At 69.0% G+C, this 26,355-nt stretch carries 25 protein-coding genes; 8 read left to right on the top strand and 17 right to left on the bottom strand.

Features of this window, described 5'->3' with window-relative positions:
* Positions 1 to 27 precede the first annotated feature (27 nt).
* Positions 28 to 1,194 (top strand): putative glycoside hydrolase family 15 protein, encoded by a 1,167-nt coding sequence (locus tag BM417_RS04415; RefSeq protein ID WP_245821691.1) that lies wholly within the window; start codon positions 28 to 30, stop codon positions 1,192 to 1,194.
* Here the strand turns inward: BM417_RS04415 and BM417_RS04410 are convergent.
* Genes BM417_RS04410 through BM417_RS04370 form a run of 11 tightly spaced genes read right to left on the bottom strand, consistent with a single transcriptional unit; the run spans position 1,175 to position 11,136 of the window.
* On the bottom strand, positions 1,175 to 2,272 hold the full coding sequence (locus tag BM417_RS04410) for a glycosyltransferase family 4 protein (RefSeq protein ID WP_093588388.1): 1,098 nt from the start codon (positions 2,270 to 2,272) through the stop codon (positions 1,175 to 1,177). The two genes, BM417_RS04415 and BM417_RS04410, sit on opposite strands and share 20 nt — an antisense overlap.
* A complete protein-coding gene (locus BM417_RS04405; protein WP_093588387.1) occupies positions 2,269 to 3,333 on the bottom strand; it encodes a glycosyltransferase family 4 protein in 1,065 nt (354 codons plus the stop codon). The genes BM417_RS04410 and BM417_RS04405 overlap by 4 nt, the downstream gene beginning before the upstream one ends.
* On the bottom strand, positions 3,330 to 4,730 hold the full coding sequence (locus BM417_RS04400; protein WP_093588386.1) for an oligosaccharide flippase family protein: 1,401 nt from the start codon (positions 4,728 to 4,730) through the stop codon (positions 3,330 to 3,332). Before BM417_RS04400 ends, BM417_RS04405 begins: the two co-directional genes overlap by 4 nt.
* Positions 4,727 to 5,977, bottom strand: a complete 1,251-nt coding sequence (locus tag BM417_RS04395) for a glycosyltransferase family 87 protein (RefSeq protein WP_093588385.1) — start codon at positions 5,975 to 5,977, stop codon at positions 4,727 to 4,729. Before BM417_RS04395 ends, BM417_RS04400 begins: the two co-directional genes overlap by 4 nt.
* On the bottom strand, positions 5,974 to 6,108 hold the full coding sequence (locus BM417_RS49790; protein ID WP_281251288.1) for a hypothetical protein: 135 nt from the start codon (positions 6,106 to 6,108) through the stop codon (positions 5,974 to 5,976). Before BM417_RS49790 ends, BM417_RS04395 begins: the two co-directional genes overlap by 4 nt.
* Entirely contained in the window at positions 6,105 to 6,347 is a 243-nt protein-coding gene (locus BM417_RS46595; protein ID WP_143138495.1) for a hypothetical protein, read from the bottom strand. Before BM417_RS46595 ends, BM417_RS49790 begins: the two co-directional genes overlap by 4 nt.
* Positions 6,344 to 7,198 carry a hypothetical protein gene (locus BM417_RS04390; RefSeq protein ID WP_093588384.1) on the bottom strand — a complete coding sequence of 285 codons (855 nt, stop codon included), beginning with the start codon at positions 7,196 to 7,198 and terminating at the stop codon, positions 6,344 to 6,346. Before BM417_RS04390 ends, BM417_RS46595 begins: the two co-directional genes overlap by 4 nt.
* On the bottom strand, positions 7,195 to 8,223 hold the full coding sequence (locus BM417_RS04385; protein ID WP_177320271.1) for a glycosyltransferase: 1,029 nt from the start codon (positions 8,221 to 8,223) through the stop codon (positions 7,195 to 7,197). Before BM417_RS04385 ends, BM417_RS04390 begins: the two co-directional genes overlap by 4 nt.
* Complete coding sequence (locus BM417_RS04380) at positions 8,205 to 9,377, bottom strand: O-antigen ligase family protein (RefSeq protein ID WP_093588383.1); 1,173 nt, start codon at positions 9,375 to 9,377, stop codon at positions 8,205 to 8,207. The genes BM417_RS04385 and BM417_RS04380 overlap by 19 nt, the downstream gene beginning before the upstream one ends.
* Entirely contained in the window at positions 9,368 to 10,312 is a 945-nt protein-coding gene (locus BM417_RS04375) for a polysaccharide deacetylase family protein (RefSeq protein WP_093588382.1), read from the bottom strand. Before BM417_RS04375 ends, BM417_RS04380 begins: the two co-directional genes overlap by 10 nt.
* Positions 10,309 to 11,136 (bottom strand): hypothetical protein, encoded by an 828-nt coding sequence (locus tag BM417_RS04370; RefSeq protein WP_093588606.1) that lies wholly within the window; start codon positions 11,134 to 11,136, stop codon positions 10,309 to 10,311. Before BM417_RS04370 ends, BM417_RS04375 begins: the two co-directional genes overlap by 4 nt.
* Before the next feature lie 124 nt (positions 11,137 to 11,260).
* Here BM417_RS04370 and wecB point away from each other — a divergent pair, with 124 nt between their 5' ends.
* Positions 11,261 to 12,364: a non-hydrolyzing UDP-N-acetylglucosamine 2-epimerase gene (gene wecB, locus BM417_RS04365; RefSeq protein WP_245821690.1), complete on the top strand. Its 1,104-nt coding sequence runs from the start codon at positions 11,261 to 11,263 to the stop codon at positions 12,362 to 12,364.
* Between the two features lie 47 nt (positions 12,365 to 12,411).
* Here the strand turns inward: wecB and BM417_RS04360 are convergent, their stop codons facing one another.
* Both BM417_RS04360 and BM417_RS04355 read right to left on the bottom strand, forming a co-directional pair.
* On the bottom strand, positions 12,412 to 12,732 hold the full coding sequence (locus BM417_RS04360) for a hypothetical protein (RefSeq protein WP_093588380.1): 321 nt from the start codon (positions 12,730 to 12,732) through the stop codon (positions 12,412 to 12,414).
* A gap of 68 nt (positions 12,733 to 12,800) precedes the next feature.
* Positions 12,801 to 13,454, bottom strand: coding sequence for a Crp/Fnr family transcriptional regulator (locus tag BM417_RS04355; protein WP_093588379.1), 654 nt, complete (start codon positions 13,452 to 13,454; stop codon positions 12,801 to 12,803).
* A gap of 354 nt (positions 13,455 to 13,808) precedes the next feature.
* On the opposite strand from BM417_RS04355, the gene BM417_RS04350 reads away from it, so the two are divergent.
* Genes BM417_RS04350 through fxsT form a run of 3 tightly spaced genes read left to right on the top strand, consistent with a single transcriptional unit; the run spans position 13,809 to position 21,008 of the window.
* Positions 13,809 to 15,593 (top strand): VMAP-C domain-containing protein, encoded by a 1,785-nt coding sequence (locus BM417_RS04350; protein ID WP_093588378.1) that lies wholly within the window; start codon positions 13,809 to 13,811, stop codon positions 15,591 to 15,593.
* The gene (locus BM417_RS04345) at positions 15,590 to 16,666 is read left to right on the top strand and encodes an AAA family ATPase (RefSeq protein ID WP_093588377.1); all 1,077 of its coding nucleotides are present in this window, start codon (positions 15,590 to 15,592) and stop codon (positions 16,664 to 16,666) included. Before BM417_RS04350 ends, BM417_RS04345 begins: the two co-directional genes overlap by 4 nt.
* A 1-nt stretch (position 16,667) precedes the next feature.
* Positions 16,668 to 21,008 carry an FxSxx-COOH system tetratricopeptide repeat protein gene (gene fxsT / locus BM417_RS04340; RefSeq protein ID WP_281251287.1) on the top strand — a complete coding sequence of 1,447 codons (4,341 nt, stop codon included), beginning with the start codon at positions 16,668 to 16,670 and terminating at the stop codon, positions 21,006 to 21,008.
* Between the two features lie 7 nt (positions 21,009 to 21,015).
* Here fxsT and BM417_RS04335 read toward each other — a convergent pair whose 3' ends face one another.
* A complete protein-coding gene (locus BM417_RS04335; protein WP_245821688.1) occupies positions 21,016 to 22,740 on the bottom strand; it encodes an HEXXH motif domain-containing protein in 1,725 nt (574 codons plus the stop codon).
* Positions 22,741 to 22,832: 92 nt separating this feature from the next.
* Positions 22,833 to 23,024, bottom strand: a complete 192-nt coding sequence (locus BM417_RS04330; protein WP_093588375.1) for a hypothetical protein — start codon at positions 23,022 to 23,024, stop codon at positions 22,833 to 22,835.
* Between the two features lie 279 nt (positions 23,025 to 23,303).
* Between BM417_RS04330 and BM417_RS47545 the strand changes: the two genes are divergently transcribed.
* The 3 genes from BM417_RS47545 (at position 23,304) to BM417_RS04320 (ending at position 24,516) form a co-directional block, all read left to right on the top strand.
* The gene (locus BM417_RS47545) at positions 23,304 to 23,465 is read left to right on the top strand and encodes a hypothetical protein (protein WP_177320205.1); all 162 of its coding nucleotides are present in this window, start codon (positions 23,304 to 23,306) and stop codon (positions 23,463 to 23,465) included.
* The gene (locus tag BM417_RS04325) at positions 23,462 to 24,154 is read left to right on the top strand and encodes a MauE/DoxX family redox-associated membrane protein (protein WP_143138493.1); all 693 of its coding nucleotides are present in this window, start codon (positions 23,462 to 23,464) and stop codon (positions 24,152 to 24,154) included. The genes BM417_RS47545 and BM417_RS04325 overlap by 4 nt, the downstream gene beginning before the upstream one ends.
* A gap of 155 nt (positions 24,155 to 24,309) precedes the next feature.
* Complete coding sequence (locus tag BM417_RS04320) at positions 24,310 to 24,516, top strand: hypothetical protein (RefSeq protein ID WP_093588373.1); 207 nt, start codon at positions 24,310 to 24,312, stop codon at positions 24,514 to 24,516.
* 228 nt (positions 24,517 to 24,744) lie between these two features.
* Here the strand turns inward: BM417_RS04320 and BM417_RS04315 are convergent, their stop codons facing one another.
* Both BM417_RS04315 and BM417_RS47540 read right to left on the bottom strand, forming a co-directional pair.
* Positions 24,745 to 25,620, bottom strand: coding sequence for a sporulation-delaying protein SdpB family protein (locus tag BM417_RS04315; RefSeq protein ID WP_177320270.1), 876 nt, complete (start codon positions 25,618 to 25,620; stop codon positions 24,745 to 24,747).
* Positions 25,605 to 26,165 (bottom strand): hypothetical protein, encoded by a 561-nt coding sequence (locus BM417_RS47540; protein ID WP_177320269.1) that lies wholly within the window; start codon positions 26,163 to 26,165, stop codon positions 25,605 to 25,607. Before BM417_RS47540 ends, BM417_RS04315 begins: the two co-directional genes overlap by 16 nt.
* Positions 26,166 to 26,355 lie beyond the last annotated feature (190 nt).

The raw sequence follows: 26,355 nt of genomic DNA, 5'->3' as shown, positions 1-26,355 counted from the left end.
CTCGTACTTCTTTCGAGTGCATGTGCGGTGAGTGCCGCCGAGTCGGACCCGATCATCACCGGGCCGGTGCCGAGACCGCTGGCGCCCTGCGCGTGGTGGTACGGCATCGGCGACTCGCCCTCGCCGTGGGAGATCCGGGCCGCCGCGAAGCACTACGACGTCGTCGTGCTCAACGCGTGGGAGACCTCGGCCATGCGCAAGCTGCACGAGCTGAACCCCAGGGTCAAAGTGCTGGTGTACAAGGACTTCTCCAGCACCCGCAACTACTACGGCGCGGTCGAGGGCGACCGGGACGCCCGATACCTGCCCACCGGGGTCGGCTACGTCGCGGCCGAGCAGAAGCAGCCGGGGTGGTTCGCGATCAGCACGCTCGGCCAGCGCATCGAGTGGGACGGCTACCCGAAGCACTGGCAGATGACGGTGTGGGACCCGGCCTACCAGAAGGCGTGGGCGGACGCCGTGGTCGGCGAGGTGCTGCGCGAGGGCTGGGACGGCGTGCTGGCGGACAACGACTTCAGCTCGCTGCGGTACTACTCGCCGTCGATCATCGCGGGCACCGCCGACGCCGCCGGGTCGGACCGGTTGCTGCGCGACGGCCTCGACGGCATGCTCCAGCTCACCGGCGACGCCCTGGAGAAGGCCGGGAAGATGCTGATCCCCAACGTCTCGGAGTCGCAGCTGACACCGGGCCGGTGGTCGGCGCACTCCCGGTACGCGGGCGCGATGGAGGAGAACTTCGGCCTGCAGGGCGACGACGGCACCGGCGAGCTGATCACGTTCCAGGGCAACCAGTTCAAGGAGCAGCGCGCCCAGGCCGCGCTCGGCGAGTCCTGGCTGCTGCTGATCACACACACGAAGTCGGACAAGGAGGAACGCGTCGGGTACGCCTCCGCCGCGCTTCTCGCGAGCCCCCACACGTGCTGGACCAGGGCCGAGCCGGACTACAAGAACCCGTACTGGTCGCTGTACCAGGACGCGCGGCTCGGCGAGGCGGTCGAGACGGCCAACCGCCTGCCGAGCGGGGTGTGGAACCGCCGCTACTCGGGCGGCTGGGTGGCCGTGAACCCCACGAAGACCTCCGTGCTCCTGACTCCTCCGCCGGGTCTCGTGACGCTCAAGGGCGAAGCGGTGCCGGCCCAGCTCGACCTGCCGTCGGCCGACGCGGTGGTGCTGGTCAACGGCCCGAAGCGGTGAGCTTGCGGTAGAGGTCGAGGTGCCGCCGCGCGCAGACCTCCGGGGTGAACCGCTCCCGTGCCCTCGTGGCGAGCCGATGTCCGGTGCTCGCGGGGTCGGGGTCGGCGAACAACTGGCGTAGCCGTGCGGCCAGCGCGGGCACGTCGCCGGGCTTCGGGCAGTCGTCGCCGGGGATGCCCAGCATGTCCGCGACGCCGCCGGTGTCGGTGGCGACCACGGGTTTGCCGGCTGCCATGGCCTCCGCGACCACGAGCGGCTGCTGCTCCATTGTGGACGGCAGCACCAGGGCGTCGTGCTCCAGCAGCAGTTCGGGGACGTCGCTGCGGAATCCCAGGAACTCGACCCTGTTCGCGAGGCCCCGGCGGGTCACCCTGCCCTCGGCCTGGAGCCGGAGCGGGCCGTCGCCGACGACCGTGAGCGTCGCGTCCTCCGGCATCGTGGTCTCCAGCGCGTCCAGCAGGTTCAGCAGACCCTTGCGTTCGACGAGCAGGCCCACGAACACCAGCTTGCGCACGGGCTTGGCAGGCGGGTTCGCGGCGCCGACCTCGACGCAGTTGTCGATGTGGGTCATGCGGTGCGGGGGCACGTAGAGGCGTTCGCGCAGGAACCGGCCCATCTCCCTGGCGGGGACGACCGTCCGGTGCACGACGCGGGCGACGGCGGCGTCGGCGGCCAGCACCGCCCTGGTGTAGGCCGGGGGAGGGGTGGCTCCCCGGACGTTGCGGAACCACGGCTCGGCCACGTCGTCGGGCACGCCGTGGTAGGTGTGCACGATCTTGGTGCCGGTGGTGGCGAGTGCCGCGCTGACCAGTCCGGACCGGCGGTCCTGGGCGTGCACGACGTCCGGGTGCCAGGCCTTGAGGGCGGCACGCGCCTGCCGTGCGGCGGCCATGTCCCCCTTGCGCATCACCAGGGTCTCTTCGAAGAACGGGTCGATCAGCTCGGCGCCACGCCGGGGCCTCGGGCCGAACACGCGCACCTCGGCGTCGCCCGACTTGGCCAGCGCGGCGGCCAGGCGCACCGTCACGTCCACCGGGCCACCGCTGTCCTGGGTGAGCAGGTAGGCGATCCGTGTCATCGTCGTCCTTCCTCGGAGACCAGGGTCTCGGTGAGCGTCACGATCTGGTCCGCCATGCGGTCGCGGTCGAACAGGGTCTCGGCCCTCTGCCTGCCGCGTTTTCCTTCCGCGGCCGCCAGTTCCGGATCGGCGAGCCTGAGCGCAATCGCTTGCGCCAGGGCTTTCGTATCGCCGGCGGGTACCACTTCGCCCGCGTCGCCGAGGCTTTGCTCGACGCCTTCGACGTCGAAGGCGACTACCGCGCGTCCGCAGGCCATCGCTTCCAACGGCACCAACGCCATGCCTTCGGCGCGGGAGGGCAGGACCACGACGTCGGCTTCGGCGTAGAAGTCCCCGACCTTGTCGCTGTGGCCGTGCCAGCGGATGTTCGGGTGTTCGGTGGCACGGAGTTGTGCTGCCATCGGGCCGTCGCCGACGATCAGGAGTTCGGCGTCCGGGACCTTGTCGAGTACGTGGGGCCAGGCTTCGAGCAGCAGGTCCTGGCCCTTCTGGTAGGCCAGTCGTCCTACGCACACGGCCGTGGGGGTGTCGTGGGATTTCGGCTGCGGGCTCAGGCGTTGGGTGTCGACGCCGTTGCAGACGACCTCGGCTCGTGCGGTCACTCCTGCCGCGCGACCGGCTTTGAGCTCGTCGTCGCTGACGCACAGGAGCATGGTCGTCCAGCGGGAAGCCTTTGCCTCCCAGAACCGGCTGGCCCGGCTGAGCAGTCCGGTGGCGACGCGGAACGACCACAGGTGGGGCTGGAAGATCGTCGGGGTGCGGCCGCGCAGGACGAGCCTGGCCAGACCTGCCTTGGAGCTGTGCAGGTGGACGACGTCCGGCCGGAGGTCTCGCAGGATCTTGCGGAGGTTTCGGAGCTCTGCGACGGTGCGTGGCCCTGGTGTGCGGGTCGCTTGCCAGGGGTGGACCGGGATTCCGGCCTTGGTCGCTTCCTGTGTGAGCCGGCCCGTTGGGCAGGCGATGCTGACGTCCCAGCCACGTTGTCGCTGGGCTTGGGCGAGGTTCAGGACCACGACGGCGACTCCGGCCTCGACCGGCTGCGTCACGTGGACGATCTTCACGCGCGCTCCTTCAGTCCGATGAGGACGGTGCGGTTCAGGGGGAGGGTGATCGCGCAGTAGGTCGCGAGCAGGACCAGGCCGGTGGCGACGAGACCCGCGATGTTCTTGCCTTCCGGCAGGAGGGTGCTGATGGCCAGACACAGAGCTGCCGCCCCGATGACGCTTGTAGTTGCGCGGAGCGGGAGGGGGAACGCGAGGCCGTTGCGGGCCAGTACGAGCCAGGTCACCGGTACCAGCAGCCAGACGACGGCGAGTTGGGTGAGCGCGACCGCCTGCGGGCCGAGTTCGGTGGTGAACGCGAGCGCGGTCAGCAGGGCGACGAGGTGGGTGGCTTCGAGGGCGAGGTACTGGCGGGCGTGTCCGGCGGCCCTGATCACCTGGTACCAGACGTGCAGCAGGCTCAGGCCGAGTCCGTAGCCGCACAGCAGGACCAGGATGTGCGCCGCGTCCGTCCACTGCTCGCCGAGGACCACGATGCCGTGCGCGGACAGTGCTGTGACGACGTACAGGCCACCGGTGATGGTGAGGGTCGCAACGGTGAACCGCTGGAGCGTCGTGGACAGCCGGCTGGTCTGTCCATTTCGGACCAGCTCGGCGCAGATCGGGAACAGCACGCCGCCCAGCACGACCGCGATCATGATGTACGGCACCCAGGCGATGCGGAAGGCGAGGCTGTACCCGCCCACCGCCTCGGGCCCGAGGACGTGCCCGATCGCGAGGTAGTCGACGTTGATCAGCAACACCGCGATCAGTGCGCCGGGCCCGACGACCGCGAGCCACTTCGTCGCCTCCGTCGCGGCGTCGCGGTCCCAGCCCGGCCGGATCCGCGCTCCGGCGACGGCGGCGAGCACGGGTTGCGCGACCGCCGTGCAGAGGAGACCCCAGACCAACGCCATGGGCCCGGTGCCCTGAGCCGCGAGCGTCACGGTGACGACGGCGCCGATGAGCATGCCGCCCGCGTCGGGGAGCATGCGGCGCCGGAAGTCGAGGTTGCGGTGCATCAACGCCATCTGCACCCCGCCCGCCGCGGTGAACGGCAGGGTGAGCGCCGCGAGCCGCAGCATCCCGGCGGCCTCCGGCGTCCCCAGCGCGTCGGCGATCGGGTCGGCGGTGGCGATGATGATCGCGGTGAGCGTGACCCCGGCCGCGATGCTCATCGTGAGCACGGTTCCCGCAGTCCTCTGTGGATCCAGGGCGGTGCGGCTGACGATGTCGTAGACGCCCATCGCCTGGATGACCTGGCCGATGTTGACGACCGACACGACCAGCGCCACCGCGCCCAGGTCTGCTTCCGTGAGGAACAGGGCGAGCGCGAGGGTCACCACGATCTGGCTGCTCTTGCTCACCAGGTTGACCGCGAAGAGCCACAACGACCCCCGCACCGCCACGTCTGTCATGCGCTGCGCCGCACGTGTCGTATCGCGAACACGGTGAGGATCACCCAGGCCGCGACGACCGCGACCCCGTCCAGCGTGACGCTCGCCCGTGCTCCCAGAAGACCCTTGATGGCCGTGTCGACGAAGTAGAGGTGCGCGAACGGAACCGCGAGCAGCAAAGTCGCGACCCCGGCCCACCGCCAGTGACCGTCCTTCCGCCGCCGCCAGCACACGACGGCCAGCGCCACCATCGCCGGGACAGCGATCAGCACGTCACCCGGCTGGTGCACGAGCGCGACCACGATGCCAAGGCAGGTCAGCAGATCAGCCGCTTCGGACCCGTTCTCCGTCCGGTCGAGCCGGCGAGCCAGAAGCGCCGTGACCGCGAGCACCCCGCACAACGCCAGCAGTTCCGCCGCGGGCGGCAACCACCCGGTGGTGCGGAAGAACACCGCCGGCAGGTCGACCCGTTGCGCCGTCATGGAGTCGACCGCGCCGTACCCGGTGCTGCTGGCCCACTCCAGGTTCCGCTTGATGACGTCGAGGAACTCGCCGACACCGCCACCCCGTAGGACGAGCAACCCGGCCACCGGCAGGCTGGCCAGCGTCGCGATCGCCGTACCCATGAGTGCGACCTTCCGATCGCCGCGCACGAACAGCAGCAGTGCCAGCGGAAGCCCGAACTGCGGCTTCAACCAGGCCAGCGCCAGCGCCGCGGACGCCCACCCGGGACTCTTCGTGCGCAGCAGCAACGCCCCGGCCGCACCCACCGCGATCAGCGGGTTGACCTGCCCGACGTACATCTGCGCCTTGCCGACCTGGCTCGTCACCAGCAGCGTGCTGATCACGACGGTGCCCGCGATGATCGGCAGCCGTGCCCGGCTGGCGGCCATGACGGCAAGGCCGATGAGAAGCATCAGGCACGCCAACGCGAACGCCACCGCGCCCACCCGGTAGTCCGGCAGCGCGAACGGCATGTGCAGTATGAGGTGATAGGGCTGGTAGAGGTTGAAGTTCTGCCGCACCGGCCAGTGCTCGAACATCACCGCCGGGTCGTACGGGTTGCCGCCGTCGAGGAACTCGCGGATGGGGAAGTACAGCGCGTCCCGGAAGTCCTGCATGCGTTCTTCCGGCAGGTTCGCCTCGGTGGGCAGCGGAACTTCCCACGACGGCCTGAGCGCGCGGACCGCACTGAAGGCGCCGGCCAGAGCGACGAGGGCGCCGCCGATGGTCTTGGCGAGCCCGGCGCGGTTGGTGGTGGTGATCATTCCGGCACCACCGCCAGGACGACCGACGTCGCTGCCACCGCGGCGAGTGAGGTGAAGCGGGCCACCGTGGCGAGCGTGGCCGGGAGGTCGTTGCGGCGCAGGAGGCTGCTCCAGCGGGGTGAGTTCGTCATTCCGGCACCACCGCCAGCACGACCGCGGTCACGGCCACCGCGGCGACTGCCGCGAGCGCGGCCAGCGCGGTGAGACCCGCCACCGTGAGCACGGCCGTCATCCGGATCGATTCGGACTGACTGGCCCCCAGGGGAGATTCGGCCCCCACTCCTATCGTCTCAGGCAGGTCTGACAATTCCGGAACGGCTTCGGCGGCGAGGCCGGTCTCCAGGCCCGCGGATTCGGACGTCGCGATCACGCCAGCACCACCGCCACCAGCACCGACGACGCCGGCAGCACCGCGAGGGCCGTGGCCAGGTCGTGGCGCCGAGCCCGGTCGTTCGAGGCGACCGCGACCACCGCGGTGCCCTCGGCGGGTTCGGAAGCCTTGTCCGGCAACGCCCGCGCGAGCGTCTCGGCACGCTCCACCAGCGACGGGCTCACCGCCAGCACGCGCACCGGTCGAGCCGCCGCCACGCACAACGCCGTCAGACGCTCGACCAGAACGGGATCGTCATCGTGAGCGACGACGACCGGGTGCGTGACGCCCGCAGCAGAGAGTGCGGTGCGCACGGTGTTGCCGCGCAGGCGGCGCAACGCCACGACGGCCACTCCCGCGATCACGGCGGCCACCAGGGCGAGGCCCGTGGCGAGGCGCCAGTCCGGCGTCACCTGAGTGGTCTCGGGGCGGGGGTCGATGAGCCGGAACCTGGCGGCGGGCGCCAGCAGGTCGGCTTCGATCACAGCCCCGGCGACCGCCGTGACGGCGGCTGAGGCGTGGGCGGCCGAGTCGGCGCGCACCGAGATCCGGGCCACGCCGGAGGCGGGGACCAGCTCGACGGCGATGGCGTCGGACAGGCGGTCCGGCGTCGTGCCTGCTGCCTTCGCTGCCACGTCCAGCACGGACGGGCTGCGGACCAGCTGCACGACGGCCGGTGTGGCCAGGGAGGTGACCTCGCCGAACTGGGCGCTGTCGGCTGCGGACGGGGTGGCCAGCAGAGTGAGTCTGGCCTCGGTCACGCCGTCGCGCAGCGCGACGGCCAGCAGGACGGCGGCGCCGACCAGTACGGCGGCCAGCAGGCCCTCTAGTACAGCTCTCGGAGCCTTCATCGTCCCTCCAGGACGGTACGGAGCAGTTCGTCGTAGGACTTCATCAACGTGTGCGCGTCGGCCGAGCCGTCGTGGGAGGCGGCTATCGAGCGCGCGGCGGGGGAGAAGAGCAGGCCGCGCAACGCTTTCGCGGTCTGCGACGGGTTTCGGCGCGGCACGAGGACTCCGCCACCGCCGGAGAGGACCTCGCGCACTCCGTCCACATCGGACGCGACGATCGGGCGGTCCGCCGCCAGCGACTCGAGAAGCGCGATCGGCATGCCCTCCCAGTCGCTGGTGAGCACGGTGACGTCCGCGGCTTCGAGCAGGTCGCGGACGTCGGTGCGGGTGCCCAGGAAGCGGACGCGGCCGGGAGCCCGCGCCTCCAGCGACGCACGCAGGCTGCCGTCGCCGGCCAGCCACAGCTCTGCGTCGCCCGGGATCTGGGCCCACGCGTCGAGCAGCACGTCGTGCCGCTTCTGCGGTTCCAGGCGGGCCGGGCAGAGCGCGACGGGTACGTCGATCGGGGTACCGAGCCGGGCGCGCACGGTCGCCCGGTCCGCGGAAGGCACCGACGGGAAGGCGGCGTTCGGGATCACGACCACGGAGTCGAGGCCGGACAACCGCTGGGCGGCGGCCGAAGCGACCGTCACGACGACGGTCGACACCCGCTTCAGCACCCGGACGGCACCAGCCACGTCGGCCGCGGCCACGCCGTGGAACACCGTCACGACAGGCCGTCGCGGAGAGGCAAGACGGGCGACGAGCGACGCGGAGACGTTGTGCGCCAACACGATATCCGGCTGGAACCGGCGCACGGCCACCCGTACCGCCCACGCCGCGCGCAGCACACCCAGCGCGGAGCGGCGTGCCACCGGCACGTCGAAGACGGGCAATCCGGCAGCCCGCAACGCATCGACGCGGAAGCCGCCGCCGCTGGCCACCGCCGACTCCCAGCCGACATCACCGCCCGTGAGGGCCATGCCGGCCACGAGCGCCTCCGCACCGCCCGCGCCCATCTCGCTGATCACGTGGAGAACGCGCATCGACCCTCCTTCAGAGAACGCTGTTCGATCGCGACCGCGATGGCGACGAGCGACCACAGGGGCAGGTAGTACTGCTCGGACAGGAAGATCGAGGCGACCAGGACGGCGATCAGCGCCGCCTGCACGGCCACGGCCTCACGCCGGTCCGCCACGCGTCGCAACGCCCGTTCGCTCGCCACGAAACCGATCGCGATCAGCCCGATCAGCAACGCGAACCCCGGAACACCGAGTTCGGCGGCGACTTCGAGGAACAGGTTGTGCGCCACCGGGGTCTGCTCGTCGATCTCCGCGTTGTGCCCGGCCGCCGCGTACTCCTGGCGGAACCCGCCGGGGCCGACGCCGAGCACCGGGTTGTCGGCCAGCATCCGCGACGCCGCCTGCCAGCGCAGCATCCTGGTGTCCGCGTTGGTGCCCGCGATGTGGCTCTTCTCCTGCAACGCCCGCGACAGCTCGGCCTGCGCGGTCGACGCGAACACCAGCGCCGCCACACCGGTGACCGCCGCGGTGACGACCACCGCGCGGACCGGCAGCCCGCGCCGCACGATCAGCCACACCAGCGCACAGGCCAGCGCGATCCCGCCACCACGGGAGAAGGTCGCGGCGGCACCGGCCACCAACACCGCGCCCAGCAACAACAACACGATCCGCGACCGCCCCTTGACAGGGAGCGCGACCAGCAACGGCAGCGCCGCCACGAGGAAGAACGCCAGGTCGTTGGGATCCTCCAACGGCCCGGTGGCGCGCAACGAGCCGCCGACGACGCTGAGCAACCCGCCCGCCGCCGCCACGACCGCACCGGCGACCGTCGCCGCGAGCAGAGCGCGGACCGGCACCTCCCGCGCGGCCACGTCGGCGAGCACCACCGTCATCACCAGGAACGGCACCCACCGCACCAGGTACTCCAGCGTGAACGGCTCGGCCTCGTGCACCGCCGAGGTCGCCAGCAGCACCACCGCCAGCAACGCGATCAGCAGGTGCAGCGGATGCGGCGCGGGCAGACGTCGTTGCCGGTACAGCGAGAACAGCCACACGCCGATCAACAGGGAGGGCACGACCTTGGCCGACTGCCCGTGCACCTGAAGCAGATAGCCCTCCAGCGGGGCCAGCGCCACCGTTCCGCAGGCGAGGACGCGCAGCAGAGCGGTCACCCACATGCGACCGGATCCCGTTCGCGCAGCCGGGAACCCGCGACCCGCTCGACGTGCTCGCCGGTGCCGACCACGTCGAAGTGCTTGCGCAGCAGCGACAACACCCAGCCCAGCAGCTCGACCTTCGCGGCACCCGGCACGGCCATGCCTGGGAAGAACTCCATCCCGGGCGCCTCGGCTCCCGAGAGCACGTCCGTCGGGTGCAGCAGCAACGAAGGGGAAACGTTGCGCGCCAGGCACAACCGCAACGCCGTGCGGAAGTACCCGCGCGCCAGCCGGGGCGAGATCTGGTGCAGCTGCAGCAGGTACGCGCCGTGGATCGGCACCCGCAGCAACGGCATCGTCGTCACCGGCAGCTCGATCACCCCGTTGTCCCGCCAGCGATACGCGGTGTTGGGCGCCCGGACCTTGCCGAAACCACCGAACAGATCCTCGCCGCCGTCGGTCGAACCCGCCGTCCGGTTGTGATAGGCACGGGCCAACGGCCCGATCCACGTCGGCAGAACGCTCGCGTCGTACCGATAACCGCGCCGCGCGAGCACGTCGAGCAACGCGGGCGTGACGCTGTACCCCGGTCCGCGGAACCCGACCGGACGCGGGGCTCCGGCCGCCATGATCGCCTCCTCGGCGCGCATGACCTCCTTCTCGACCTCCTCGGCGGAGAACCGGTGCAGCCACGGCTGGTGCCAGAACGAGTGGTTCGCGATCTCGTGCCCGGCGGCGGTGATCGACGCCACGGCCTCGGCGCCGTCGTCGCGTTCCGCGTCCGCGCCGACCACGAAGACCGTGGTGGTCAACCGGTGTTCACCGAAGACGTCCAGCAGGCGAGGCACCGCGGACGGCAGGAAACTCGGCCTGCTCTCCCACCGGGGGTCGCCGTGCGTGCGCAGGTACGCCCACAGGTTGTCGAGATCCAGCGAGACACTGGCGACGGCCTTCATCGCTCACCTCTGGCGGAGACCAGTTCGGCGGCGGGCTTCGCGACCGACCCGAGCACCAGCACGCCGGACACCACCAGCAGCACGCCCAGCACGACCCACCACTCACGCCCGGCCGCGATCTGGTCGCCCATCAGCGCGAGCCCGGCCACCGAGCCGATCACCACGGTGGTCGCGTCCATCGACGCCACCGCGGACGTGGCCGAACCGCGCTGCAACGCCGTCGCGAGGCACGCCTGCCCGACGAACGCGGCGATCACCATCAGCCAGGTCAGCGGGTGCAGCACCAGGTCGAGCACCGGCTTGCCGGCGACGTTGCGCGCGGCCACCGCGACCACGGCGAACGCGATTCCGGCGAGCACCGGCGTCACGGCCTTGAAGGTGCGGGCCAGCGGCAGCACGGCGAGTGTCAGCAGCCCCAGCACGACCAGGGCCGGCACCAGTGGGAGCTCACGGGCCGTCGAGGGCGCCGCCGCTCCCGTCAGCAACAGCAGACCGCACGCCATCACCACCAGCACCGCGATCTCGACGCGCCGGATCCGCCAGCCGAGCAGCAGCACGCCGATCACGGTGGCCAGGCCGACCGCGCACGACGACCCCGCCTGCACCAGGTAGAGCGGCAGGTCCTCGCGAGCGAGGAACGCGAACAGGAAACCGCCGACCTGACCGGTGAACCCCAGCAGGTACACGCGGTCCGCGGCGAGGCGGGCGAGCAGCCCCACACCGGTGCCGGGACGTTCGTCGGCCCTCCGTGCGGCGACGGTCTGCGCGACTATCCCCAGGCCGTAGAGGACAGTGGACACCGCAAGTGCCAGATGACCGGACATGAGCGCGGACACTACGACACGCCTGTGCCGCAACACTTTCGAGCGATATCCCAGGCAACTCTTTCGGGTGAACGCCGAGGGGATTTGCCCGGATTCGTCAAGATCGATGAAGTACCTTGCCGCGGTGCGGGAAACGAACATCGTGACGATCGTCTGCGGCACCAGGCCCGAACTGATCAAACTCGCGCCGCTCGTCGAACACTTCGGCAGCGCGTGCACCATGATCTACACCGGCCAGCACTACGACCGCTCGATGTACTCGCTCATCCGCCGCGATGTGCCGGAACCGGGCGGTTTCCACGAGCTGCGGCTGGGCGGCCTGCGCCGGGGCGACCAGCTCGGCCGCGCGGTCTCGGCCGTGGACGAGGTGCTGGCCTCCCACCGGCCCGGAGCCGTGATCGTGCAGGGCGACACGACCTCCGCGCTCGCGGGAGCGTTGGCGGCCAACGCCTGTGACGTGCCGCTGGTGCACGTGGAGGCGGGCCTGCGCAGCTACGACCGCGCGATGCCGGAGGAGCACAACCGCGTGCTCATCGACCACCTCTCCGACCTCTGCTGCGCGCCGACGTCGTTGAACCGCCACAACCTCCTGGCCGAAGGCGTCGCGGACGGCCGCATCGCCGTCACCGGCAACACCGTCGTGGAGGCGCTGGCGCACGCGTTGCCCTCCGCGGACGAGGAGGACGTGGTCCTGGGCGACCTCGGCCTCAAGCACGACCGCTACGTCCTCGCCACGATCCACCGCCCGGAGAACGTGGACGACGCGGCCAACCTGGAGACCATCCTGCGCGAGCTCGGCCAGCTGCCGCTCCCGGTCGTGCTGCCGCTGCACCCGCGCACCGCGCAACGCGTCACCGCGTTCGGTCTCGACAGCCTGCTGCACGGTCTCCAGGTGATCGAACCCCAGCCGTACCGGACCTTCCTGGCCCTGGCGCACGGATCCGCGGTGATCGTGTCGGACTCGGGTGGAATCCAGGAGGAGGTCAGCGTGCTGAAGCGACCCGTGGTGGTCGTGCGGCACAGCACCGAACGGCCGGAGATCGAGGGCACGTTCGGCACGCTAGTTCCTCCCGGCCCGCTGGTGGGCAGCTCGGTGCTGGCGTGGCTGGACGACGTGGAGGGGCATCGGGCCGCGCTGCGGGAGATCCCGTCGCCGTACGGCACCGGTTCGCCGTCCGAGCTGATCGCCTCGGCCGTGCGCACGATGCTGGTACAGCCGGGCAGGTGAGGCCGGGCGGTGTGGCCGCGCCCCCCTTCGCCGCGGCCACACCTGGATCAGAGCCGGACCAGCTTCATCGCCTGGTCCGGTGCGGCCTCCTCGGCAGAAGGTTCTTCCCGTGACTGCAGGCGCAACGCCCGCCCGTTCACGACGACCGACTGCCAGGTGTCCCACACGGCGATGAGCGCCGCCGACAGCACCACCGACGCGGCGACCGCGAGCACGCCGTCGTCCTCCAGCAGCACCACGGCGGCCACGACGGCCCACAGTTCGACGCTGGTGAAGATGACCGCGAACACCACCCGTTCCGTGTGCTTGCGGCGGGCACGCGCCATCTGCTTGCGGGAGTTGGGTTCCGGCAGAGTGTGGCGCTTCATGACGGCTCCTGATGGGTGCTCGGTGTCTTGTACACCAAGGAAAACGCCATCAGCCCCGAAGGTTTGCGTCAGATGCCACAGAGAGAGCGCAATTCATCCTCACGCAGAATTTCTATGCTGGTCCTGCGAGTCGCGATTGCTCCCGCGTCCCGCAGTGTCTTCAGCGCTCTCGACAGCGTCTCACGGGAGATGCCCGCGATGCCCGCGAGCTCGCGCTGGGTGAGCGGCACCGTCGCGATCATGTCGTCCGCCTCCCGGTGTGCGAGGTCGAGCAACACCGCGCCGACGCGGTTCAGCGACGGCCCCGTCCTGAGGTCCTGCTGGTCACCCGTGGCCCGCTGACGGGACACGACGACGCGCAGCACCGCCCACGTGATCCGGGGATGCTGCTCGCACAACCGCTTCAGGGCACGAGCGGAGATCACTATGCCTCCCACGGGATCTACCGCCGTGAGGGTCGCGGAGCGCCGCCGGCCGTCGATCGCGGAGAGCTCGCCGATGATCTCGCCAGGCCCTCGGACCGCGAGCACCGTCTCCTCACCGGTGGAGGTGAACCGGCTCACCCTCACGCGGCCGTGTGACACGACCAGCACGTTCCTCGACACGTCTCCCTGATGACAGATCACCGAGCCCGGCTCGAACGCGACCCTGGTGGCTGCGGCTCGCAGGGCGGTGTGATCGGTCGCGTCGAGCATCCCCCAGAAGGACTGGTCGATCCCCATGTCTCCATGATTCACGTGCAGGGGCCGCGATCGTTGCCCCGATCGATCTAAAACCCGCCAGGTCCGGGCTCCTGGTTGTAACGGACAGGCGCGGCCGGTCGACTAAGACGACCGCGTGTCCACGTGAGTGGTCATGCGCTGCCGCTCGTCCTATCGGCTGAATCTCCTGCCTGTTCGCTCGTTGGAGGGAAGGGAATGCTGGTGTAGTTACGCCCGAACGTCTGCGGGGCGAGATCCCGATGGGTGAAGCTGGGAGTTGTGTGCGATTTGGCACACGGCGGAGGCCGATCGGTCTGGTACACGACGCGTCAGCGCGCCGGTGGGAACCGGTGTGATGTCGCGGAAAGGACGGTCGTGCAGCTTTCACCGACTGAGCACAAGACGATCGTCGTGGTCGACGTCGCCGAGTTCACTCGCCGGGACAGGCGGCCCGCGGACCTTTTCGCGGTGCACGAAGGTCTCTACGGTGTGCTGCAGGCCGCGTTCACGGGCGTGGGCGTCGATCTTGAGGACTGCGACGTCGACGACCGAGGGGACGGCGCCCTGATCCTGGTGCCGCCCACCGTGTCGAAGAGCGAACTCGCCGACAAGCTGCCCGATCGGTTGGTCGCCGAGGTTCGCCGTTACAACTCGACCCGTGTTGCAGCGGCTCAGTTGAAGCTGAGGGTGAGCCTGCACGCGGGCGACATCCGCAGGAACGCACACGGCTGGGTCGGGAACGCGGTGAACCTGGCGTTCAGAATTCTCGACGCCGAGGAGGCGAAGGCGGAGTTGAGAAGCTCCGAGGGAGTGATCGCGATGATCTCGTCTGCCCACTTCTTCAGCGAGGTGATCGAACAGGACCCTGGCAGCGCGCCGGAGTCCTACCGCCGCATCGACGTCTCGATCAAGACGTTCGACGGGTACGCGTGGCTGCGTCTGTACGGGGGAAGCGGGGCCGTGCCGCGTCCCGTGGCGATGGCCGCGCCGGTATCGGATGCGAACCCTCAGCTGCGCGGCCTTCTCACCGAGGACGAGATGAAGGTCCTGCAAGGCCTTCTGGTGGAAGTGGAGACTCCAAGGCTGCCCATGCTCGCGAGCCGCGCCGCCGGTTCGATCGTCCCGGTGCCGCGGTTCGGCTCGGTCTGGGACGCTTTTCAGCACCTGGCCGATGTCAACGCCGGCCCGGACGGCGTTCCTCCCGCGATCGAGTTTCTCGAACTGCTGGCCGCGGACCTGGGCGATGAGAACGGTGCCGAGCTCAAGATCTGGGCGGCGCAGAAGGGCCACGCCCTGCGGCGCACCAGCGCGCAGCGGGAGCGCCAGGCAGCCAGGTTGCCTCTTCCCGACGACCCGCGGTTGCATCTGATGATCGCAATAGATGTCGACGCGATAGACGAGAGCCGATGCGTTTTGTCGTTCTGGCGTCAGGATGATCCGCTGGAATGGCCACCGGTTCGCGGTGGTGTGTTCGAGCTGGCGGTGGACGAACTCGAGCAGCGAATCGACGATGTGATCGTCGAAGCCGAAGACGCGTGGTCGGACCAGGCGATCTCCGTCGCGCTGGAATTCGTGGTGGCGAGGCCTTTGCTCGGCCTGCCGATCTTCACCTGGTGCAAGGAACGGCGGTCTGGCGATCCCCGTCCGCTGGTCTACGATTACGCCCTTGTGCTGCGGTCACTGGAACGAATGCGCTCCACGTTCTGGCATCGTCCATGGCGCCGTCGGTGGGACTCTCTTCGTGAGGATAACTCTTCGTTGCAACGAATCCACCCGTACGGGCTAGCGGAAACCAAGGAGAATCCGATCGACGCCGTGCTGAGCGAATCCAGATGGGTGGGGTTGGTGATGGACGAACCACCTGCCGCACGTCCAGATCCGAGCGCCGGGCCTGACGCGCTGACCGCCGCGCTGCGATCCGGCCTGCCGCTGATCTTCTGGCATCCCCGGGCGGGCGCGAAGGACCTGCGGATGCTGGTCACCGGGCTCGTCCACGGTGAGGACGGCATCTTCGGGCTGCCGGCCCGTCATCGGGACGCTCTTCTGGCGGCGGCGCAGGACGATCTCGTGCGGGACCTCGTGGTGCTGCTCGACGATCCACAGTGGATGGTCGAGCTCGACGGGCCGTCGGCGCCGATGTCGAGCGGGGGCTGGGCATGAGCGCGCACGAACGCGGTACCGACGCTCAGCGCGTCGGACTGGACGCACCGGACTGGTGGATCTACAAGGGCACCGGAAGGCGCATCCACGACATCGACCTCGCGGAGCTCCTTCCGCCACCGCCACCTTGGCGCGATTTTCGCGGTGGCCCGCTTCCAGTACCGGACGTGCCGCCCGACGACGACGGCGAGGCGGATCGCAGGCTCGGGCCGGAGATCCACCTGGCCGAGTCGGACGTCGACGCCCACGAGCTCGACGTGGTCAACGCCGCCCTTTATCTGCGGCGGCCCTTGCTGTTGACCGGGAAACCGGGTGTGGGCAAGTCCAGCCTCGCCTACCGCATCGCCAGGGAGCTTCGCCTGGGCAGAGTGCTCAGGTGGTCCATCACGAGTCGTACCACGCTGCGTTCCGGTCTGTTCGACTACGACGCCATCGGCCGTGTGCAGGCGGCCGCCGCCGCTCAGACGCGACCAGGGGATGCCGAGGAGTCCTCCATCGGCGACTTCGTCAGGCTCGGCCCGCTGGGGACCGCGTTCCTGCCGGCCAAGCTGCCGCGCGTGCTCCTGGTGGACGAGCTGGACAAGTCCGAGTCCGATCTCCCGAACGACCTGCTCAGCATCTTCGAGGACGGCGAGTTCGTCATCCCGGAGCTGGCGCGCGTGCGCAACCACCTGCGCGAGGTGTCCGTGCACACGAATGATCTCAACGGCACCGCGACCGTCGTGGACGGCAGGGTCGGGTGCCGTGCGTTTCCGATCGTGGTGATCACGAGCAACGGCGAACGCGAGTTCCCACCCGCGTTCCTGCGTCGCGTGCTACAGCTCGAGATCAAGGACCTGAGCATCGAGCAGCTGGCCGCGATGGTGGCCAACCACCTCTTGGACCCGCAGGGGGAACACCGCGATCGGCTGGTGAACGAGTTCATCGCGAAGAGTCGCGCGGAGGGTGGTCTTCCCGCGGACCGCCTGCTCGACGCGGTCTACCTCGCCACGTCCGGTGCGTACCAGCCGGACGACGCGGCGTGGCCGAGGCTTGTGGACGCCCTGTGGCGCCGACTCGTGACGGGGCCGTGACGTGGCCGGCCTCGAGAGCCTCGACTGGCACGAAGTCGCGGACATCGTGTGGTTGTCGGCTGCGATGCGAGGCGGGGCAACGGAAACCCGCGAACCGACCGCCCCTGAGCAGGCTCCTGCGGAGCGGGATACCGCAGGGCAGGATCTTCCGCGGCCGGATCGCACCGAGGCGGTCGGTGAGGAGCCGCCTGATCGTGTGGTGCCTCCTTCGAGTGAATCAGGGAGAGAACCTCGCAGTGAGACGGCGCCACCGGAAGCCGCCGACGTCCTGCCGCTGAGTTCGTTGAGCCGCAACGAGGACGATCACGAGGACGTTCCGCTGGCCGCCGTCGACGGTCCCGCGCTGGCCGATTCGCTGGAGTGTTTCCGCGCGCTGCGGCCGCTCAAGCGCGAGATCGCCTCGTTCCGCGACGACGCGATGGTTCTGGACGAAGTGGCGACGGCGGAGCAGACGGCGCAGACCGGTGTCTGGTGGCCGATCACCCGGTCGAGGTCGGAGCGCTGGCTCGATCTGACCGTGGTTATGGACAACAGCCCGTCGATGTCGTTGTGGCGACCGAAGATCATCGCTTTCATGGAGATGCTCGCGCGTCTCGGCGCGTTCCGCACGATCCAGTTCCGCCTGGTCGACATCGTCAAGAACGAGGATGGCGCCCAGGTCCCGGTACTGCGCGGAGGTAGCGCCGACGCGACGCAGCGCGACCCCGGCGAGGTGCTGGACGTGTCGGGCCGGCGGGTGGCGGTGCTGGTGACGGACGGCGTGGGAGACGTCTGGCGGCCGGACGTGCTGCACCCGATGCTGGCCCGTTGGGCGCGTTCCATGCCGGTGAGCGTGATTCATTTGCTTCCCCAATGGCTCTGGGGTCGTGGAGCGGTGCGGCTGCACCGGGCCAACCTGACCGTGCCGGGAGCGTTGCGACCGAACAGCAGATGGACGTTCGACCTTCCGGACGCCTGGCTCGAAGAGGACCCGGCAGCACACCTGCGCGACGGTGCCGTGGCGGTGCCGGTGATCGAACTGCAGCCGCGGTGGTTGCGGTGGTGGGCTCGGCTGATCACGGCCGGGCACCACGGGCCGGCCATGGGTACCGTTCTGCTGGCCACTCGGAACACGCCGGCCGGACCGCCTGTCGTGGGTGTGTCGGCCAGTGAGCACGTCGGCCGGTTCAGAAGCCTGGCGTCCCCGCCCGCATTGCGCCTGGCCACGTTGCTGGCGGCGGTTCCGGCCCATCCCGAGGTCGTGAAACTCGTTCGCCGGCGGTTCGTTCCAGAAGCTGGTCCGGAGCACCTCGGTGAATTACTGTTGAGCAAGCTGCTGTATTATTCTGCCGCCCCCAAGGATGACGAGTCCACAAGCGCCTTTGTCTTCCCGGAGGCAGTTCGTGAACTGCTGCTCAACGGCGCTCGGCGGTCGGAAACCGCCAGTGTCGTGCAGACTGCTGCCGCCGAATTCGGGGGTCGTATTCCGGTACTCGAACGTCTCAGGGATGCTATTGCCGATCCGGACAACACGCCGGATCCTGTGTTTTCCAGCGCGAACGCCGCAGATGTCGGGCTGGAACGTGCGGTGATGAGGGCTTTGTCGGGACCCTATCTGTCTCGCGCGGACCGGCTGGGAAACGCCGTGACGCGCGAGGCCTCGCCATCCTCTGAATCAATCAAGACAGTGAGCGAGGACATGCCCGATACGGCCGAGCGCCCCAGCAAGCCCACGGTATCCGAGACCCCGGCTCATTCCGTATCGGACATCACGCATTCGTCTCGGCCGCGCGACGCCGACCTTCCTGAGGCGAGCGGTATGACGGTTTACGCCTCATCCACTTCGCGAGTGTTTCACGAACGAAGGTCGGATGATCCGCCCCCCGTATGGGGGAATGTTCCACCGCGAAATCCGAACTTCACCGGAAGAGTGGAACTTCTCGACCAGCTCGGCAAACGCCTGACCGCGGGCGGCGCCACGGCTGTGCTCCCGTCCGCCCTGCATGGTATGGGCGGAATCGGCAAGACCCAGATGGCGACCGAGTACATCTACCGCCATCTCCAGGACTACGACCTCATCTGGTGGATCGAGGCGGCCCGCCCGACCCAGATCCGCGCAGGCCTCACCGAACTGGCGCGTCAGCTCGGGCTTCCCGGTGCCTCCGAGGCGAACACGGCCGTTCCGGCCGTCCGCGAGGCCCTCCGCGTGGGCCGCCCGTTCCGTCGTTGGCTGCTCGTCTTCGACGCCGCCGAGAGCCCGGAGGAAGTCCGCCCGTTCTTCCCCACCAACGGCCCGGGCGAAGTCCTGATCACCTCCCGCAACCCGGACTGGGCCGGAGTGGCCAGGCCGCTCGAGCTCGCGGTGTTCGACCGTGCGGAGAGCATCGAACTGCTGGGCAAGCGCGGTCCGGAGATCGAGGAGGCGGAAGCGAGTCAGCTCGCCGAGAAGCTGGGCGACCTCCCGCTGGCGATCGAGCAGGCCGCTGCCTGGCGCGCGGTCACCGGCATGCCGGTCCGCGAGTACCTGCGCCTGTTCGACGAGTCCGTGGCGGAGATCCTCGACACCTCGGCCCCGTCGGACTACGAGCTCTCGGTCGCCGCCGCGTGGAACGTGTCGTTCGACGAACTGAAGACGCGAAACCCCGCGGCGCACCAGATCCTGCACATCTGCGCCTTCTTCTCGCCGGAGCCGATCTCGCGCGACCTGTTCACCGGTGTCAGCCGAGTGTCGATCTCTCCTGAGCTCGACGCGGCACTGCGCGACCCGATCAAGCTCGCGAGGGCGATTCGCGACATCAACCGCTACGGTCTCGCGAAGATCGACCACGGCAGCAACACGTTGCAGCTGCACCGGTTGGTCCAGTTGGTGCTCCGCAACCGAGTCATGGCACCACAGTTGCAGGCCCAGATGCGGCACGGCGCGCACCAGCTCCTCGCCAGTCTCGACCCCAACGACCCCGAGTCGAGCCGTCACTGGCCGCGTTATCGCGAGCTCCTGCCGCACGCCTATGCGGCGGACATCGTCGACTGCGACGACAGCTGGGTGCGTCAGCTCGTCATCAACCTGATGCGCTTCCTCTTCGCGTGGGGCGACCACGAGGAAGCCGCGCACGTCGCCAAGCGGGCAAGTGAGAGCTTCGAGCGCAAGCTCGGCCCCACCCACCCGCAGACCTTGGACGTGGCGTCACGGCTGGGGTTCTACCTGTGGGTGCTGGGCCGGTTCGAAGAGGCCGCGCGCATCAACCAGCTCACTCTCCAGCGCCGGATCCAGGTGTCCGGAGAGGACAGTGAAGAGACGCTGGCGATGCAGACCAACATCGTGATCGACCTTCGCGCGCAGGGTGACTTCGCGGCCGCGACGAAGCTGAGCGACGAGATCTACCACAAGTCCAAGCGGCTGTTCGGCGAGGACGACCCGGAGACGCTCAACGCGGCCTACCAGCACGCTCTCAGTCTCCGGCTCTCCGGGGAGTACCAGGCGGCAGCCGATCTCGACGAGGAGACCGTTCGGCGCAGGGTCGAGGTGCTGGGACCGGATCATCAGAAGACGCTCGGCACCAACGCCTCGCTCATCGTCGACCGGCGAGAGGCCGGCGAGTACATGCGTGCCAGGATCGAGCAGGAGAAGTTCACCGAACTCTTCCGGGCGCGCTTCGGCGAGGACACCCCTGACTACGCGACTTTCGCGTTCCTCTTGTCCGTGGCACGGCGCAAGGACGGCGACCACGCGCGAGCCCAGGAGCTGTCCGCTCCGGCGTTCGCACAGTTCAAGCTGGTGTACGGATACGACCACCCGACGACCATGGCGTGCGCCCTGGCGCACTCGATCGACCTTCGCCACTCGGGAGATCTGAGCGCCTCGAAGGAACTGGGCGAGGAGACGTTCCAGCGGTACCGGACCAGTCTCGGGGAAGACCACCCGCACACCATCGCGGCGACCGTGGACCTGGCGGTGACGATGCGGCTCAGGGGTGAGACGGCAGAATCGCGAGTGCTCGACGAACGGGCGTTGGAACTCTTCCGCAACGGCATCGGGCCGAATCACCCCTACGCGATCATCGTCACGATCAACCTGGCGAGTGACCTCGCCGCCTTGGGCGAGATCGAGCGGGCGATCGCGCTGGGTCAGGACGCTGTCGAGCGCGGTGAGCGAGTGCTGGGTACCAACCACCCCACCGTGCTGGCCGCTTCGCTCAACCTCGGCCAAGATCTGCGTGCCGCGGGCAGGCTGGAGGAGTCCGAGCCCTATCGCGGCCCGATCCTCGACAAGTACCGCAAGGTTCTGGGCGAGGCGCATCCCGGAACCATCGCGGCGATCAAGGGAGCGCGAGCTGACTGCGACATCGACCCGATGCTGATGTAGCAGGGCCTCATCCGGACACGAGTTGGCCGAGCCACCAAGCCAGCTTCTCCGGTGTGGGTACGTCACGCGCGGTGCGCCGGAGGTCTCGGTGCACCGCGCGTACCAGTTCCGGGCGGTGCAAAAGAGCGCGTGCGGCAGGGTTGGGGCCGGTTCCCGCGAGAGCGAGACCCAACCCGACCAGCGATGCCGGCAGGTCTGGATCCGCGCGCAGTTCCGCTCGGTAGCTCCGGGCGGCGTCGGTGAACCGGCCGGTTGTCAGCAAGAAGTCCGCGACGGTGGCTCCTGGAACCGTCGGCCAGATGTCGCGCAGGTCGGAGTGCCCGCCCTTGCTCAAGCCGAGTCGCACCAACGTGGGGCGGCTTCGCGACCACGGCCCGTCCGGCACCGGAGTCGGCGGCAGATCTGCCGGGGCCAGGACGACCGGCGGTCGCGAACGTCCGGCCAGCCAGGCGCCGGTCGCCGCGGCGACCATCGCGGGATCCGGTCGCAGGTGACGCAGCCGCCACCCGGCCTGGTGGTCGGCGGCGAGCGCTTCGGCCAGTTCGGCGATGTCCTCGGGCACGGGTTCGTGCTGCCACGGGCCGAGGACGGCCGCGATTCCGTCGAGGAACCGTCGTCCTGCCTCGGTCAGCGTCGCGTCGCGTCGTAAAGTCGCCAGCGTGCGCCAGGTCTGCCCGCGCCAGTAGGCGAACTCGAACCGGGCGCGCCGCGACGGGCCGGTTTCGGTCTCGGCCATCCGGCGCCAGTACGCCGCGACACCGAAGAAGGCGTAAACCCCTTGAAGCGCACCGCTGAGCGGCCTCGGGTCGTCGCGCCACGGTACGTAGATCCGTTCGCGCGGATCGCTCGCGTAGAGCTGCTTCAGATGCAGGACGCCGCCCAGCACGATGTGCTGGAACTCGTGCACCAGTGTGGCAGCGAGCTCGGAGGCGTCCGTCGGAAGGCCGATCACAGCGCTGCCGAAGGCCTCGCCGGTCGACGCACTCGGGTTCTGGAACGGCACGCTGGGCTTCGGCACCACCGAGTCCAGGCCGGTCGCCATCAGTCCGGCGAGTTCAGGCGTGGCACCGGCCAGCAACTCCCACGCTTCGTCCAGCAGCCGGCGCCACGCGCCGAGCTCGGTGATCTCCAGTCGTTCCGGAGGCAGTGGCTCGTAGAGCCCGCGGTAGGGGTCGAGGTCGTCCAAGCTCACCGAGAACCGATGACGCCCCACGTGGGTTTCGCACTTCCGCACGCTCCACCAGCCGGGCGCGTCGGAGGCCAGATCAGCGGGCAGCCGTACCTCTCCTGTCTCGCTGGAGACCACGTGACGTCCGCGCGCGCCACGCACGTTGGCGGTGGAGAACGGTGTCGTGGCGGGCATCCGTGCCATGCCGAGAGACGGCAGTGCCACGTTGCCGTCCCACAGCGGCACGGCGATCTCGAAGTCCAGGTTGGCGATGATCGCCGCGGCCGCGGCGACGGCGTGCACGTGACCAAGGTGCATCCACAACGGACAGACGCCGTCGATTCCGTTGTGCAGCAGCCGGGTCGTGTATCCGGCCCAGCTTCCGGTGTAGGGGTGAGCGAGCAAGCTGTCGAGTGCTACCGGTGACACCGTTTCGACCCGTGCGAGCAGTTCCCACACGTCATCGAGCGGCGGCAACGGCCCGTACAACTCAGGTGTCTTCGCGGACGCCTCGAGCAGTGCGTGCAACAACAGTTTTCGCCTGCTGTGCTCGGCTCGACGCAACCGCCCGACCATGGACGCATCACCGTTGAGTCGAGCTAACGAATCGAAGTCGCTCCACGGCAGATAGTGGTACGTGCCGGAATGCGGCATGGTCAGTCGATCCGTTCACCGCCGGAGGCGTTGCTGCTTCTGTAGCCCGTGCTGACGTGGCCGGCTCGTTCGACCACGTGGCGCAGCGATTGGCGTAGAAGGGCGCTGTCCAGGTCGCGCAGTCTGGTGAACGGCACGCCTTCGAGGTCGATGAGTGCGGACTCCAGATCCGGCTCCAGGCTTGATGAGCTCATGGTGTCGTTTCCCCTCGCGCCGAGTCCCGGTCAGTGCAGGCAATCACATGATGACGCAACAATGAGTGGTTCAGGTAGGCCGATGCCTTGCGTTTCCTTGCGCCGAAACGACCAACAGCCGTGGAGTTCGAGCGCGAGACGGCACTCCTGGGCTGGAATTGGCCAGAAAATGGAAACTATTTGACAGCGGGGCGTCCGACACCGTCGCGAGTCGCCTCCCGATCGGGCTCGGTCAGCGTGAGCGGCGTTGATGCTGGTCGAACTGGGAGGAGCGGACGCGTGAAGCGTTTCGCGAAGCTGGCCGGTGAGCGGCTCGTCGGACTCGTGCTGCCGAGGATCGGTGCTGATGCCTGTGTGCCGGAGCACGGGCAGTGTTGCAAGAAGGGCTACCGCTTCAACTGCAACGGCACTTGCTCGTCGGTGAGCAGCACCTGCAAGTGACACAACGGAGTGCCGGTGATCCGTCGCCGGCACCCCGCCTGCTCCCTGGGGCTGACGTGCTCGACCGGTGCGCTCGTGTGCTGCTTGCCGCGGTGTTCCTCGCGGTCTTCATCGAAAAGGTGCGGCCGCAGGGGTTTGCCGAGTTCCACGACTCGCTCGCCGCCCTGGTTCCGTTGCCTGCCCGTGAGCTTGCCGTCGTGGTGCTCGCGGGGGAGGCGGTGGCCGTTGTGCTGCTTGCCGTTCCCGGGACGAGGCTCGGGTACGGCGTCGTCGTGACGTTGCCTGCGGCGTTCTGCGGCGGGATCGTTCTGGCGATGACCAGCCGGAAGTCATTGCGGTGCAAGTGTTTTGGTGCGGGTGGGGATGTGTTGGGGCCCAGGCACCTCGTGCGCAACGGATCACTGATCGCCGTGGCCGCGTTCGTGCCGGCGCCCGTGTCCTGGGAGGAACCGTTGACCCTGCTCACGATTGCCGTCTTGCTGCTCGCCGTGGTGGTGGTGCACGTTCTGTTCACGTACGGGCTGGTGGCCAGGGATCGGGAGCTGCAGGAGAACGCCGGGCCGTGTCCGTTGTGGACGGAGATCCGAGTGATTCCGAGGCGACGGCGCGGCTGGTCGAGAAGGTCTGCGGGCTGGGGCGGGTGGCCGTGGTCGGTGCCGATGATCCGGTGCCGGCGGCGTTCGAGGTGATGGCGTGTCCGACGTTGCTGTACACGCACGGCGGTGTGGTGACGGCGTCCGGGATCAAGCTCGCCGACTTCGCCGGTGTTCCGGCGCCGGTGGCGTGATCCGCAACGCGCTGGCGGCGCTCGCGTTGCCCTTCCGGGCCGCGCCGGTGCTCGCCGGTGCTCGCCGGTGGAACCCTCGCGCTGACGGTGGTCGCCGGTGCCGCGCCGGCGAGCGGTGCCTGGCTGACGATGCTGCTGGTCGACGAGCTCACGTCCGGCGAGGCCGGTGCCGGCCGGGCGGCCTTTCTGGCGTCGCGTCGGCGCTCGTCGGTGACGTCGCCATCACGTTGCTCTACCTCTGCGGGCATCTCGGCGAGGTGGTGAGGCACCGGGTCGCGGTCGAGGTGGAGAGCAGGCTGTTCCGGCGAATCGCCACGTTGCCGGGGTTGGCGCGGATCGACGTGCTGCGGCACACCCGGTGCGGCGTGCCGGTTCGCGATAGGACAAGCCCCAGCAGACGCAGTTCGTCCAGGTCGACGCCGAGCTCTGTCCTACCCCCTGTGGTCATCCGGACTCCCGTGCAGTGGGTGCTCCGTTCTCCTCCACAGCCCGCTACACGGTTACCGGAGGGCGTGGGAGTTCGCCACCATGCTCCGAACGGCCGCTGCTCGCGGCGGCCACCAGGCTGATCATCACTAGCCCGAAACTCACGAGGCCGAGTGCGAGGACGATGCCACCGTGCAGCACAACGGCGAGTGCGAGCCCGATGCGGCGCAGTCCCGGATTTCCGAGCACGCAGACCACGATCGCCGATTCGAGCAGGATCGTCCCCCACGTGATCGACGTTGTCAGAACGCTTGATTCCAGAAACCCCGCGAGTTCGGAACCGACTCCGAAATACGCGTCCTGCATCACATGGTGCATCGCGCTGCCGTCCCGCCATTCCGGCTCCACGACTTTGGTCCAGACGGCCTGTCCGTAGACGATGACGACCTGAAGGCGGATTGTCAGATGGGTGACGTAGGCGCTGCCTCTCGACCACTCGGGCAGGGGAGTGGCGGGGCGTTTCCAATGCCAGATCCGGTCGTCGGCGAGGCACAGCGGGATGAGCAGCAGGGTGAGGAACCGGGCCACGTTCTCGCCGCCGTTGGGCACGTGGATCGCGGCCGCCAGGCTGAAGGTCGCGTACCAGTGCGGAATGCTCGTCCAGCGCGGCCGGTAACCCGAGGCGGCGAGCACGAGTGCGGCGATTGTTACAATCCGGGAAATCGTCTGGGCGGACGCCGAGGAGTCGAAACACCAGAGTGAAAGGGCGCGCAGACCGTCGCAGCGAGGACCGGTTGGTCCATTCGGCACAACGGGGAACAGGTCGGTGTCCGAGGTGAACACGAGTACGGTCAGTTCGGCGATCGCGACTAGCGAGCGAGCGATGCCGAACGCCGGCGTCCTGGGTTCGAACGCCAGCGCGCGGGCTACCGGGGTGCGCACGTGAGGTCCACGGCGGCGACGCGGACGACGTGCCGCGACGAGGTGTCCCGGCTGGGACGCTCGATCGCGAACACCGTCGGTCCGCAGGGCGTCTCGGCAGAGAAATAGCTGTTCAAGACCACTCTCGGAGCCTGTGTGACGACGGCGGCGCAGTCGGAGACGGTCGCCGCCGCACAGTCCCGCCAGTGCTCGCCGGGAAGCTCGTCCACGGTGGCCAGCAGCCGGGACAGGTCGGCGTACGACCCGCGGTCGAGACCACCCAGGTAGTCCCGGTCACCCGCGGTCCGGGTGATCGGGACGAACGTGCCGGCGGCTTCGTCGTGGTGGTACGCGACCGTGAACTCACGCCCCGCCGCATTGGTGAAGAGCTTCATTCCCTGCGGCCAGAACAGCCGGAACATCTCGCGCTGGGCGCCTATTCGCTGCCCGACGACATCGGCGGGCAGCTGGGCGACGGTGGTCGCGAGGAGAATGACCCCGAGCGCGGCACCGGTGAAGGCCATGCCTTTCGCGGCACGAGCCTGGGAATCCATTTCGGCGGACATCGGACCGGTTGTCCCGGTCGGTCAGCACTCGCCTGTCGTGCAGGGCCCGATGATCAGTGCTGTCCTGTTGCCTGAATCAGTGGGTTGAACATCCGACGCGGAACTCGCGATGGTCACGGCGACAAGTGCCACGGCAGCCAATAGCGCGCCAAAAAAACCGGCCCGTCTCATCTTTCTTGATCCCCTCCTG

Origin of the sequence: Lentzea waywayandensis, from assembly GCF_900115955.1 — a bacterium.
Taxonomy (GTDB): domain Bacteria; phylum Actinomycetota; class Actinomycetes; order Mycobacteriales; family Pseudonocardiaceae; genus Lentzea; species Lentzea waywayandensis.
This window is presented reverse-complemented; position numbering and strand designations above follow the sequence as displayed.